Genomic DNA, 12,808 nt, shown 5'->3' with positions numbered 1-12,808 from the left:
ACGATGTGCGTTGCTCGATTCGGTCAACGGATTCGTACTTTAACCGACCTTGGTACAGCGGCCCGGCAGCCGGGGAGGCTGTCGGCCACTGCCGACGACGACAAAACGGAGCATCTCGATCCGTCAGCGGAACCGGACTTGCGGAAACACTCTACGTCACTGTTAACTCGAAAAAACACGAACAGGGAGCCACGAGGGGAGTTCCTTGCTCGGGAGGCTGCTGTGCCCTGCGCGCTTGGCGCGCCTAGGGTGCGCGGCCGTGGCACGCAGGTGTAGCCCTTCGCGACGGGGGACGCGCGAAGGGCTACACATGCATTATGCACCTTGTTCGTCGGAAACGCCGACCGCCTCCGTCTGTTCTCAAGGCGGCGCCCCGGCGCATTGGCCGGGAACCGTCGTCACCGGGACGTCAACTCCCCTGTTCTGTACGGGAGTTGGCGCCCGGCAGATGGACGATCACCAGGACGACGCCCGCCATCATGAAGTTGCGGGCCGCCGCGTCCAGGCCGTTCCACGACTTCGACTGCCACATCGCGAACCACTCGCCGCCGACCGCGATGAACCCCGCCCCGAAGAGCAGCAGCACCATCACCAGCCCCACCGTGGCCAGCCGGCGCGCGCGGGCCGGCCCGGCCGCCCCGCCGCGCAGCCCGCGGGCCCAGCCCACGGAGGCCACGACCAGGACCAGGGCCGCCACCGACTCCCAGATGATGATCAGGACGTACGCGATGTCCTGAAGGGCTCTGGACGTGATGGCCCGCCACATCAGATCCGGGTCCTTGAACGTGGTGTCCATCGCCAGGACGTGCTGGACGAACTGCCGGTTGGTGTCGAAGTCGGTGATGTTGCCGAAGGCGACGAGCGCCATGTACAGGGCAACCGTCGCGGTGAGCAGCCCCGCCGCGAGCGGCAGCGCCGACGGCCACCCCCCGCCCCCGGACGCGGTGCCCCTCTCCCTTGCTCCTGCTCCTGCTCCGAACCTGAACCTGGCCGTCATCACGGACTCCCTCGTCGGACGTACCGGGCCGACCCCTCGCCGGGCACACGGACCTGCGCGCCCGCCGTTCGGCCCGCCCACCATCCTGCCGGGCGCCACTGACAGCGAGCCCGCCGCCCCAACTTCCCCGTCCCGCGCACACGTTGACCGCCGAGCGGGCCGGGTGCCGGACGGTGCCGCCGCGGGTCAGCCGAGGCGGGTGAGCTTCGCGCCGAACGACGGCTCGGCCAGATCGCCCTTGAGCGCGACGGGAACCTTCACCTCACCCGTGCCGGTGCCCACGGTCAGCGTGCCGACCTGCGTGCCGGCCTTCGCCGTGTGCGGCAGTGCCTTGCCGCCGTCGGTCAGGCCGATGGTCACCGAAGCGCCGGACCAGACGGGCACGCTCAGGTCCTTGGTCGCGACGACCGGGACCGTACCGCCGAGGCCGTCCTCCACCTGCCCGACCACGTCGCCCTTCTTCACCACCGTCTCGTTCCTGAGCGCCTTGCCCGCCGCGAGGATGAGGTTCTTGCTGGCCGCCGTGGCGGTCTCGATGATGTTCGGCCTGTGCTGGCCGAACACGGCTCCGATGATCAGCTGCTTGGTGTCGCCGACCGTCCGCTCGGCCGCGAACAGGAGGTTGCCGCCGGCCTTGGTCGTGGAACCCGTCTTGATGCCCACGACGCCGTACAGCGGCACGAGCTTGTTGAAGTTGCGCTGCGTCCTGGACGTCTCGACGGTGCCGCCGCCGGACGTCGTCGTCGAGGTGTACGCCGGCAGCTTGGCGATCTGCCGGAACACCGGGTCCGCCATGGCGCGCTTGGCGAGCTTCACCTGGTCCTCGGCGGTGCTGACGGTCGACTCCTTCAGGCCGCTCGCGTCGGTGTACGTCGTGTTGGTCATGCCGAACTGCTGGGCGGTGTCGTTCATCTTCTTGATGAACGCCTCCTCCGTGGACGCGTCCCAACGGGCCAGCAACCGGGCCACGTTGTTCGCCGACGGCAGCATGACCGCTTCCAGCGCCTCGCGCTCGGAGATCCGCTGCCCGGTCTTGACCTCGACCACGGACTCTTTCTCGCGGACGCCGTTGGTGTAGTCGTCCTGCGCCTTCTGGTCGACGGGGACCATGGGTCCCTTGTCGCCCGACTTGAGCGGGTGGTCGCGCAGAATCAGGTACGAGGTCATCACCTTGGCCACGCTGCCGATGGGCAGCGGGCGCATCTCCCCGTACGAGCCCATGCGGCCGAGTCCGTCGATGTCCACCACGGCCTGGCCCTCGGTCGGCCACGGCAGCGACAGCGCCCCGCCGTCGGCGGTGTGGGTCGGCTTGGCGGTGAGCTTCAGCGCCGGCGCGGGGAGTGGCCGCAGCGCCTGGACCGCCACCAGGACGATGGCGAGCAGGGCGACGAGCGTGCCCCAGATCTTGATCCTGCGCCCCACCGTGCGGCCCACGGTCTCGGGCTTCGGCGGGGTGTTGGTGAGCTGCGCGAGGAGGTCGAGCGGGGGCGGCGGGCCGCCCGCGTCACCACTCGCCGGGGCGGTCACGGGGGCCGGCGCGGCAGGGGCGGGCGGCCGGGTCAGCGCCATCGTGCGGTCGTCCTCCGCGCGCGGCGGCGCGGCGAACTCCCGGGTGACCTCGGATCGCCCGGAGGTCTTGCCGAACGCCGGGGGAGCGGGGGCGGGGGCGGGGGCGGGCGAGGCAGCGGTGGCGGGGGAGGAGGCGGGGCGCGGGGTGGTCGGGTGCGGCAGGTCCGGCTTGAGCGCGACGAACTCGCTGGTCCGCTCGGAGTCGGATTCCTTGCGGGCGGCCCAGGAGGGGGTGGGGGGCTGCGGGGCCGGCTGGGGCGCGGTCGGTCCGGCGGCCCCGGGGGGCGTCCCGGCTGCCGAGGCGGCGGTGGCCGCGCGTTCGGCCGATGCGTCGCCCCCTGCCGTGTCGGCGCTGCCCGGGCGCTGCGGCTCCTCGCCCGCGGCGCGCTCGGGGCGCGGCGGAGTGGCGGAGCCGGCGCTCGCAGCAACATTGTCGGCGGGGGCGCCGGCGGCGTCGCTCGGGCGGGCCGCGTCCGTGTGGTCCTCGTCCGGGCCGGGCGACGGGCGGCCTTCCGCGGGGCGCGCAGGCGCCTGCCCGGACGGCGGGGAGGTGAGGATTAGCGTCTTGTCGGCCCGCTCGGCCCGCTCGGCCCGCTCGGCCCGCTCGGCCCGCTCGGCCCGCTCGGCCCGCTCGGCCCGCTCGGACGGCTCGGCCCGCTCGGGCGGAGCGGACTTGCCCGCGCCCGCGCCGGCATCGGCATGCGCTTCGCCGTGCGCATCGGCACGCCCATCGGCAGGTGCTTCCGCATCCGCTTCGGCAGGTGCATCGACACGCCTATCGGCAGGTGCTTCCGCATCCGCTTCGGCAGGTGCATCGACACGTGCGTCCGCATCCGCGTCGGCACCCGCAACGGCTTCCGAATCCGCTTCGGGGCCAGGGGAGTTGGGATCCTCGGGGCGAGGGGGCTTGGGTCCTTCGGGGCGAAGGGACTCGGCATCAGGATCAGACGCCTCGGGCCTCCCCGATTCCCCGGCGGCGGCAGGCGCCGACTCTCCGCGCTGGGGGCGAACGGATGCCCGCGCCGCCTCGGTGTCCCTCGGCCCGGACGCCCGCTCGGCGTCCATCACCGCCGCCGGGGTCTCGTCGTCAGGTCCGGTCTCCGCGCCGGAGACCCCGCCCGTCTGCGCACTGTTCTTCTCGTTCATACGTGGTGCAGCCCGCCTTGCTGATCTCGCCCTGTGCTCTGCGCTGTCGGCCGCCTAGACGTCAAGAACGCACCAAGTCGTTCCCGTCGGAAGTGGTCATTTCCAATCGACTTCGGAACCTTCATGACCTCGGTTGCCAGTCAGCAGGCCTACGATCGCATGCCCATGTGACCAAATGATGACAAAGGCGCACCGCGGCCTGTCATCGACCGGGACGGTGTCCGCCCGGCGCCGGGCGACGGCCGCCGAACCGAAGGCGTTGTCAGACCCCCTTCCTATGCTGGCAGGGCAAGATCGAACGGGGACTCGCCGGGAGGCAGTGGTGTGGATCGAGCGCCATCGAATCGATGAGGCGGCGTTGGCCGCAGCGGAGGCCGGCTTCGCCGAGCGGATCGCCGAGGACGTGCACCGGATGCAGGAGGACCCCTGTCCGGCCGCGGGCTGGCGGATGGTGGCCGACGCCTTTCTCGACTACCTCGGGGCCCGGTCCGTACGGCTGCCCGAGTTGAGCGCAAGGGACGCCGAGGTGGCGTTCGGGTCGGCGGCCGCGGCCGCGGTGGGCGCGCTGGAGCTGACCGCTTTCCCGGGGCGGCGGTTCGGGGTGTTCATCGACTACGTCGGGGCCGGGGTGTCGTACGGCGGCGGGTTCACGCGGGGCGATGAGCGCTCGGAGCAGGACGGGAAGACCGGCGCGTCGGACTGGCTCGCGGCGCTCTGGCCGGCCTTCCTCGCCCGGATCGCGGACGACAGGGCCGAGGTGTTCATCGAGGCCGCACCCCCGTGGCGCGGCAACGAGGGGCGCGCCGATGTGGCGCTGGTCCACGCCCTCATGGCGTATGTCTTCGGCCACGAGGAAGGGCCGGACGGCTTCTGCCCGGGTCCGGTTCAGGACCTTGAGAAGTGTGCGCTGATCGACATGGTGGTCTCGACGCTCGGCGAGGGAGACGACTGGCCCGCCCATCGCGCGGCGCTGCGCACCCTGCGCGCCCTCGCGGCGGGCGATGAGAAGGCGTTCGGCCAAGGTCTCGCCGAGCAGTTGGAGCAGCACCGGGAGCGCGCCGCGGTCCGCGGTGCGGGAGCCCGCAGCCTGCTGCCGCTCGACGCGATGGCGCTCACGGCGATGGCCCTGCGATGGCAGCGTTGGGACGTCCCGGTCGAGTCCGGCTACCTTCCGCGCGGGCCGGTCACCGGGTTCGAGCCGGGCGCTCCACGCGTACGGGCCTATGGCCGCGACAAGCGTGCCAACGCCATGGCCGTGCTCTCCGCCGGGCCGCTGACGGTCGACCGCCCGCACCAACCCGGCGCCGCAGGGCCGACCGACGTGTCCTGGTACGAGGAGTTCGCGGCGCAGGAGACGGCCCGCTTCCACGACCCGGCGGAGGATCCGAAGACGCTCGCTCGGGACCTGACGTCCCTGATGGCGGATCAGCGGGGGCTGCTGCTCGCGCACCTCGCCCTCGACCGGCACCGCATGGACCTGCATCAGAAGGACCCACATCGGAAGGATCTTCATCGGGCAGACCCACACGCCAACACCCCGCGCCCCAACGCCCCGCGCCCCAACACCCCGCACCCCAAGGACTCGCGCCCGTACGAGGCCGCGCTGCTCGGGGCCGAGGCGGGGGCGGGCGCCCTCCGGGTGGCGCGGGCCGAGCCGGGCACCGAGGTGGAGGTGACCATCGGTGGCACGTCCCGCACGCTGCCGGCGTGGCGCAGCCCCTACCGGCCCAACCCGTCCCAGTGGCAGCAGGCCGTGGCGCTCGCCCTGATCGCCGGCGCCCGCGGCCCCCTCGCCGACTGCGTACTCGTCGCGCCCGAGTTCTTCGCGGAGGGCGATCACCCGTCACCCGGGGGTGCCTACTGCGCGGCCCTCCACGACTACCTGCGCGGCGTCGATCCCGTGCCGGCGATGGACCACGCGCTCGTCACCGCGGACCGGACGCCCCGGCCCAGCTTCCTTCGTCCACCGATCGTCCTGCTCTCCCAGTTGGTCGAAGGGGACCGTCCGGGCTTCGCGCTCGCCGTGGCCGACGCCCTGGAGGAACACCGGGCCCACTACACGGTGGGCAGTCGCGGCACGGGTCCGGAGGCGGCCGTCAACCTGGACGTACTGGGCCTGGTCTGCCACGCCCGCCGCCTGGGGTGGGCCGTCCCCGTACGGTCGCCCTATCTGCCCGACGACCTGCTTGGGTGAAGCGCCGGGCGGCCGACGCGGCTATCCAACGCCGCCCGCGCCTGACCCCGGCCCCGCGCCCGACCCCAACTCCGCGCCCGCCCCCAACTCCGCGCCCGCTCCCGGCCCCACCCCCGACCCGCGCACGATGAGCCGGGTGAGCAGGACGACCGAGCGGGGAGCCGAGCGGTCGCCGTCGATGCGGGAGAACAGGAGGTTCGCCGCCGTGGCCCCGAGCGCCACCGGGTCCTGGCTGACCACGCTGAGCGGAGGGCTGAGCCGGTCGGCGAGCGGGAAGTCGTCGAACCCGACGAGGGCGATCGGATCGGGCTGCCCCAGTCCGTCCATCACGCCGATGGTTATGAGGTCGTTGGTGGTGAACAGGGCTGTGGGGGGAGCGGGCAGCGCCCGCAGCTCGGCGAGGGCGCGAGCCGCGTCGGACTGGGAGCGTAGCTCGTGGCGGACGAGCGCGGGATCCTCGGGTATGCCGTGCGAGGCGAGGGCGTCGAGGTAGCCGGCGTGGCGCTCGCGCTGCGTCCAGATGTCGAACCGGTCGCCGAGATAGGCGATGCGGCGGTGGCCGTGCCCGAGCAGATGGTTCACGGCGCGCTCAGCGCCCGCGCGGTTGTCGACGGTCACGGTGTCCACGGCCAGACCCTTGGCCGGCCGGTCGACGCACACCACACAAGTGCCGCCGTCCATCGGCTGCTTGAGGAACCCGTGGCCGCCGTTGGTCGGCACCAGAATGATGCCGTCCACCTGCCGGGCGGTGAAGGCGGCTATGACCTCGCGTTCGCGGCGCGGCTCGTCATTGGTGCTGCCGACCAGGACGAGGAAGCCGCGCCGGTGTGCCTCGTCCTCGACCGAGCGCGCCATCAAGGCGTAGAACGGGTTGGCCAGGTCGTCGACGACCAGGCCGATGGTCGAGGTGCGGAGATCCTTCTGGCGCAGATTGCGGGCGTTGTCGTTGCGCTGGTAACCGAGCTGTCGTATCGCCTGCTCCACCCGAGCGGCCGTGTCGGGCGAGACGCCGGGTTCGCCGGACACCGCGCGCGAGACGGTCATCGGGCTCACGCCGGCGGCGCGGGCCACGTCCTTCATCGTCGGGCGCTTCACGAGCCTCCTCATCGACCGGTCCGTGCCGGGTCCCGGCACGGCGACGGGTCGATGATGGCAGACGGACCCCCATGTCAGGCCGCCCGCGTGGTGCTCGGCGGCGGACGGGGCGCGGCAGCCCGAGGCGGTCTTCCGTATTGGTAACGTTCCCATGCCGTGGAGGGCACAGAACCCTCCTGGCCTGACGGACAGTCAAAGTCATTGCCAGCACTGCTGATTACCCGCGCGACGGAGGTGGCACGAGTCAGGGGTCGGGGAGGCGCTGCGCAATTGGGGCCGTGCCCTTGACGGGCGGTCAGGTACACCTCAACAATCCTGAGTTGATTGGTAACGTTCACATGCGCCGACCGGGCCGGCCGCACCCCGTACGCCCGTCCGCGGCCCCGTTCCACACCCGTGCCCCGCACCCTTGTCCCGCACCCGAGCATCCCCCGTCCCGAGGTCGCCCGCCGGACGGCGAGCGGTCCCTTGCGAGAAGGTGGTCCCCCTCGTGCACCGCTCCGTGCCCCCCTCCGGATCCGCGATCCGGCTTCCTCGCGCCTCCAGATGCGTCAGCGCCCTCAGCGCGCTGGCCCTCTCCGCCCTGGGCGTCGTCGGCCTCGCCGCCGCCGTGCCCGCCCACGCCGCGGCCCTGCCGCTGACGCAGTACGTCGACCCGTTCATCGGCACCGACGACAGCAACGCCCCGAACCCGGTGCCCGGCGGCGCCGGCGGCAGCACCTACCCCGGGGCCGTCGTGCCCTTCGGCGGCGTCCAGTTCGGACCGGACACCCCTACCGCCTCGCCGTCCGGCTACCGCTACAAGGACACTTCCGTGGAGGACTTCAGCCTCACCCACTTCGACGGTGCCGGCTGCCCCAACAACGAGGATCTGCCGCTGCTGCCCGTCACCGGCGCACTCAGCAGCTCGCCGGGCACCAACTGGACGAGTTACGCATCGGGTTACACCAAGGCCAACGAGACCGCCAGGCCCGGCTACTACAAGACGCGTCTGGACCGCTACGCCACCGACGTCGAGCTGTCCGCCACCACCCGCACCGGCATGGGCAGGCTGACCTATCCCGCCTCCACCTCGTCCCGGCTCCTCATCGGCACCGGCCGCAGCGCCACCGGCAACCGCGCCGCCAGCGTGCGCATCAGCGGCAGCGAACTCACGGGAAGCGTGACCGCCGGGGGGTTCTGCGGCTCGTCCAAGACGTACCAGATCTACTTCGACGTCCGCTTCGACCGGACGCCCACCGGGTTCGGCACCTGGTCGGGCGGTACCGTCAGCGACGGCTCCGCCGGCGTCTCCGGCACCAACACCGGCGCCTACGTCACCTTCGACACCACCAGCAACGCCGCCGTCCAGTTCAAGGTCGGGCTCTCCTATGTGAGCGTGGCGAACGCGCAGGCCAACGTGGGGGCGGAGAACGCCGGTTGGGACTTCGGTGCGGTGCGCACGGCGGCCGACAGCTCCTGGAACCAGATGCTCAACCGGCTCCAGGTCAGCGGCGGGAGCACCGCCGAACAGCAGAAGTTCTACACCGCGCTCTACCACGTGCTCCAGAGCCCCAATGTCTCCAGTGACGTCAACGGCGACTACCGGGGCTTCGACAACGCCGTGCACACCTCGGCCCGGCCGGTGTACCAGAACTACTCCGGCTGGGACATCTACCGCTCCTGGGCGGCGCTGATCGCGCTGATGGCGCCCACCGAGGCCAGTGACATCGCCAAGTCGATGGTCCTGGACGGCCAGCAGGGCGGGCTGCTGCCCAAATGGTCGCAGCAGACCAACGAGGACTTCGTCATGACGGGGGACCCGGGCCCCATCATCGTCAGCAGCATGTACGCCTTCGGGGCACGCGACTTCGACACGTCGGCCGCGCTGTCCCTGATGGAGAAGTCGTCCAACGGCGGTGCCGCCCAGGGCAGTCCGATCCGCGGGCGCCAGTCGGCGTACCTGGACCAGCACTACCTCGACGACCCCTCCGACTCGCTCGAATACTCGGCGTCCGACTTCGCGGTGGCGCAGTTCGCCAAGGCGCTGGGGAACACGTCGAGCTACACCACCCACATGGGGCGCGCCCAGTGGTGGCGCAACACCTTCAACTCCGAGTCCTCCTACGTGCAGCAGCACAAGAGCGACGGATCGTGGAGCTGGCCGCTCGACCCGGCGAGCCAGTCCACCTTCACGGAGGGCAACGCCTCGCAGTACACCTGGATGGTGCCGTACGACTTCGCCGGCCTGATCAACTCCATGGGCGGCCCGCAGACCGCGGTGCAGCGCCTCGACCACCACTTCACCGAGGTCAACGCCGGTCAGAGCAGGCCCTATTACTACATAGGGAACGAGCCCGAGCACGGCGTGCCGTGGGCCTACGACTACGCGCGCCATCCGGCCGGCGCCACCGACGCGGTGCGCAAGGTGATGTCCGAGTCGTTCACCACCGGCGCGGGCGGGCTGCCCGGCAACGACGACCTGGGTGCGACCTCCGCCTGGTACGTCTGGGCCGCGCTCGGCATGTACCCCGCCACCCCCGGTGCGGACACCCTCGCCCTGCACGGCCCGCAGTTCCCCTCCATCGTGATCCAGCGGGCGGCCGGGAACATCACCATCAACAGCTCCGGGACCGGACCCTATGTGCAGGCCCTGAGCGTCAACGGCACGCCCACCAGCCACAGTTACCTGCGGTACCCCGACGTCGCGGGAGGCGCCACCCTCTCCTACACGATGGGCGGCCAACCCGGCACCACCTGGGGCACCGGCGCCTCGGACGTGCCGCCGTCGTTCCAGGACGGAGCCACCCCGGTGCCCACCGCGCCGGAGCTCGGCCCCGACCTCGCGCTCGGCAGGCCCGCCACCGGATCGGCGAGCTGCGCCACGGCGGAGTCGGCCGACAAGGCGGTGGACGGCTCGCTGACGAACAACAGCAAGTGGTGCTCGGCCGCGGCCGCACCCTCGCTCCAGGTCGACCTGGGCTCGGCCCGCACCGTCTCGTCCTTCGTCGTCAAGCACGCCGGTCTGGGCGGTGAGAACACCGGCTGGAACACCGGCGCCTTCCAGATCCAGACCAGTACCGACGGATCCGCCTGGACCACCGCGGCCACGGTCACCGGCTCGCGCTCCAGCCGTACCTACCACCCGGTGTCCGCTCGTGCGGCCCGCTACGTACGGCTCCTGGTCACCAGCCCCGCCAACACCGGCGGCGGCGGAAGCGACGCGGCCCGGGTGTACGAGCTGGAGGTCTACGGGCCGGGCGGCGGGGGCCGCGACCTCGCCCTGGGGCAGCCGGCCACCGGCTCCGCCTCCTGCAACGCGACCGAGGGTCCCGACAAGGCGGTCAACGGCAGCTTCACCGGTGGCACCGGCGACAAGTGGTGCTCCAAGGCCGACGGGGCCAAGACGCTCCAGGTCGATCTGGGCGGCTCGCACCCCCTCACCTCCGTCACCGTGCGCCATGCCGGAGCCGGCGGCGAGAGCGCGCAGTGGAACACCAAGGACTACGACCTGAGCGTCTCGGCCGACGGCGGCACCTGGACCACCGCGGCCCAGGTGCGCGGCAACACCGCTGACGCGACCACGAACGCGGTCACGGGCTCGGCGCGCTACGTGCGGCTGACCGTCCTCACCCCCACCCAGAACGGCGATCCGGCCGCCCGGATATACGAGTTGGAGGTCAACGGCAGCTGACCCGCCCGCCACGGCGGCCCGCCCGGCAGGCGCCGGGAGGGCCGCCGTCGGTGTGCGAGGGGGTGGTCGGCCGGCGTTCCGGGGCGGTCCTGGATGATGCGTCTGCTGAAACGATTCACGCGCATAAAACGCCCGATCCTTGGGAATTCAACCACCAGATCAGGGAACAACTGTGCGACGCATGTGCAAAGGTGGGGATGTACCGATGAAGGCCATACGGTTCGCAGGTGCGGGACGGCCACTCAACATCGAGACCGTCGCGGATCCGGAGCCCGGGCCGGGGTGGGTGGTGGTCGACATCGAGGCGGCCGGTCTGTGCCACTCGGACCTGCACATCATGAGCGGCATGGACCTCGGCGACCTCACCGTCAAGTCGCCGGTGACGCTGGGCCACGAGGGCGCCGGAGTGATCTCGTCCGTGGGCGAGGGCGTGCGGGACTTCGCGGTCGGCGACCGGGTCGGCATCGCCCTCGTGTCGCACCCGGTGGAGGAGGCCGTCTTCGCCCCCGGGGTCGGGCACGACGGCGCGTTCGCCGAACAGGAACTGGCCCACGTGTCCACCCTGGTGCGCATCCCCGACGACGTGACGTTCGCCGAAGCGGCCGTCGCGACCGATTCGGTGGCCACGGCCTACCACGCGGTCCGCGCGGCCGGCGGCGTCCGCCGGGGCCGGACGGTCGGCGTGATAGGGCTCGGCGGCCTCGGCCTCAACGGCGTACGCATCGCCTCGCTGCTCGGGGCGACCGTGTACGGGGTCGACGTCAACCCGGACACCTTCGGTCCGGCGGTGGAGGCGGGGGCCGCCGACTGCTTCGAGGACGTCCACCAGCTCGCGCCCCAACGGCCCGACGTGGTCGTGGACTTCGCGGGACTGCCCGAGACGGTGGCCGCCGCCGTGGCGGTCGTGCGGCCCGGCGGTCGCGTGGTGCTCGTCGGGCTGGCCGCGCCCGTCGCTCCGATACCGATCTCCTCCCTGGTGCTGCGCAACGTCCAGCTCGTCGGCTCGCTCGGCGCGAGCAAGGACGAGCTGGGGGAGGTGTACGAGCTGATCGCTCGCGGCGCGCTCAAGCCCGTCGTCCACGAGGTGCCGTTCACCGAACTCCCGGCGGCGATGGACCGGTTGGCGCGCGGCGAGGTGCGCGGCCGCCTCTACACCCGGCCGCGTGCCGAGCTGCGCGTACCGGTGGAGGTCGCCTGACCCCGGTCCGGGGGGTGCAGGTCCCGCGCCGCGCCACCGGGCGCGGCGGCCCGGTCCGCCGGCCGCCCTACTCCTCGATGGCCCCGCCGGTGCGCCGCAGATGCCTGCGGAAGGTGTACGAGGGATCGGCCGCGCGCCGGGCCAGATAGTCCTCGAACGAGGTCTGCCGGCGCAGGGTGAGCCCGGCGCGGACACGGTCCGCCTGCTCGCGTTCGGTCGCGCGGATCCGCAGGGCCGTCGCCAGCACCTCCTCGACGTGGTCGGCGGCGACGAACAGCACCCCGTCGTCGTCGCCGAACACATAGTCCGCCCGCGTCAGTTGATGGGCGCCGAAGCGGGCGCTGAGGAGCGCTTCGGGCTCCTGCGCGTCAACGCGCACCGGCCCGGGCGGGTAGCTGCCGTAGCTGAACACCGGCAGGCCGATCCCGGCGAGTTCGGGAGTGTCGCGGTGCAGGCCCCACACCACGATGCCCGCCACACCCGAGGCCCCGGCCTCAAGGGCGGTCAGGTCGCCGACGCAGGCCTCGTCGGTGCGGCCCCCGTTGTCGACGACCAGCACGTCGCCGGCCTGCGCCGAGCCGAACGCCTCCAGGAACACATCCACGCTGCCGTAGTGCCGCGCCGGCCGTACACGCCCCGCGACCCGGTGGCCGGGCACGACCGCGCGGATTCCGGCCGGCGCAATGCGCAGCGCCATACCGAGACGTACGCAGGCATCCGCGACGAGCGGTGTGGACAACTCGGCAAAGGCCTCGACCATGGCTCCCCCTGACGTGACGTCGCCGCCCCGCGCGGCACGGCCGCGATCCTAGGGCATGCCTTTCGGATCTTGCCTGGGTCGCGGGGGCCGGGCCGTGGGCGCCCGACCGGGCCGGTGCGCCGGCTCCCGCTGAGGAGGGACACCGGGGCCGGAGCGTCCGCCTTCAGATGTACGGC

7 protein-coding genes are annotated in these 12,808 nt (G+C 72.1%); 3 read left to right on the top strand and 4 right to left on the bottom strand.

The features are described 5' to 3' along the window. Nucleotides 1-409: 409 nt before the first annotated feature. Together ACGF3I_RS01810 and ACGF3I_RS01805 are read right to left on the bottom strand one after the other, a co-directional pair. Nucleotides 410-997, bottom strand: coding sequence for a DUF2165 domain-containing protein (locus ACGF3I_RS01810; RefSeq protein WP_393128517.1), 588 nt, complete (start codon nt 995-997; stop codon nt 410-412). A gap of 186 nt (nt 998-1,183) precedes the next feature. Beyond that, nucleotides 1,184-3,712, bottom strand: coding sequence for a hypothetical protein (locus tag ACGF3I_RS01805; protein ID WP_393128516.1), 2,529 nt, complete (start codon nt 3,710-3,712; stop codon nt 1,184-1,186). 358 nt (nt 3,713-4,070) lie between these two features. Here ACGF3I_RS01805 and ACGF3I_RS01800 point away from each other — a divergent pair, with 358 nt between their 5' ends. Next, the gene (locus ACGF3I_RS01800; protein ID WP_393128515.1) at nt 4,071-5,906 is read left to right on the top strand and encodes an immunity 49 family protein; all 1,836 of its coding nucleotides are present in this window, start codon (nt 4,071-4,073) and stop codon (nt 5,904-5,906) included. Between the two features lie 21 nt (nt 5,907-5,927). On the opposite strand, the gene ACGF3I_RS01795 is transcribed toward ACGF3I_RS01800, so the two are convergent. Then, nucleotides 5,928-7,001, bottom strand: coding sequence for a LacI family DNA-binding transcriptional regulator (locus tag ACGF3I_RS01795; RefSeq protein WP_393128514.1), 1,074 nt, complete (start codon nt 6,999-7,001; stop codon nt 5,928-5,930). 490 nt (nt 7,002-7,491) lie between these two features. Here ACGF3I_RS01795 and ACGF3I_RS01790 point away from each other — a divergent pair, with 490 nt between their 5' ends. Both ACGF3I_RS01790 and ACGF3I_RS01785 read left to right on the top strand, forming a co-directional pair. Then, complete coding sequence (locus ACGF3I_RS01790; protein ID WP_393128513.1) at nt 7,492-10,674, top strand: GH92 family glycosyl hydrolase; 3,183 nt, start codon at nt 7,492-7,494, stop codon at nt 10,672-10,674. 205 nt (nt 10,675-10,879) lie between these two features. Then, nucleotides 10,880-11,872 (top strand): zinc-binding dehydrogenase, encoded by a 993-nt coding sequence (locus ACGF3I_RS01785; RefSeq protein WP_393128512.1) that lies wholly within the window; start codon nt 10,880-10,882, stop codon nt 11,870-11,872. 67 nt (nt 11,873-11,939) lie between these two features. Here ACGF3I_RS01785 and ACGF3I_RS01780 read toward each other — a convergent pair whose 3' ends face one another. After that, nucleotides 11,940-12,632, bottom strand: a complete 693-nt coding sequence (locus ACGF3I_RS01780) for an RraA family protein (protein ID WP_393128511.1) — start codon at nt 12,630-12,632, stop codon at nt 11,940-11,942. Nucleotides 12,633-12,808 lie beyond the last annotated feature (176 nt).

Source organism: Streptomyces sp. NPDC048111 (assembly GCF_043202815.1).
Taxonomy (GTDB): Bacteria; Actinomycetota; Actinomycetes; order Streptomycetales; family Streptomycetaceae; genus Streptomyces.
Note: the sequence above shows the minus strand (reverse complement) of the source record. Positions and strands in the feature narration are given on the sequence as shown.

What these genes read in the sequence shown, in the direction of transcription:
- ACGF3I_RS01810 (WP_393128517.1), bottom strand. Translation starts at nt 997, where the DNA reads ATGACGGCCAGGTTCAGGTTCGGAGCAGGAGCAGGAGCAAGGGAGAGG.
- ACGF3I_RS01805 (WP_393128516.1), bottom strand. Translation starts at nt 3,712, where the DNA reads ATGAACGAGAAGAACAGTGCGCAGACGGGCGGGGTCTCCGGCGCGGAG.
- ACGF3I_RS01785 (WP_393128512.1), top strand. Translation starts at nt 10,880, where the DNA reads ATGAAGGCCATACGGTTCGCAGGTGCGGGACGGCCACTCAACATCGAG.
- ACGF3I_RS01780 (WP_393128511.1), bottom strand. Translation starts at nt 12,632, where the DNA reads ATGGTCGAGGCCTTTGCCGAGTTGTCCACACCGCTCGTCGCGGATGCC.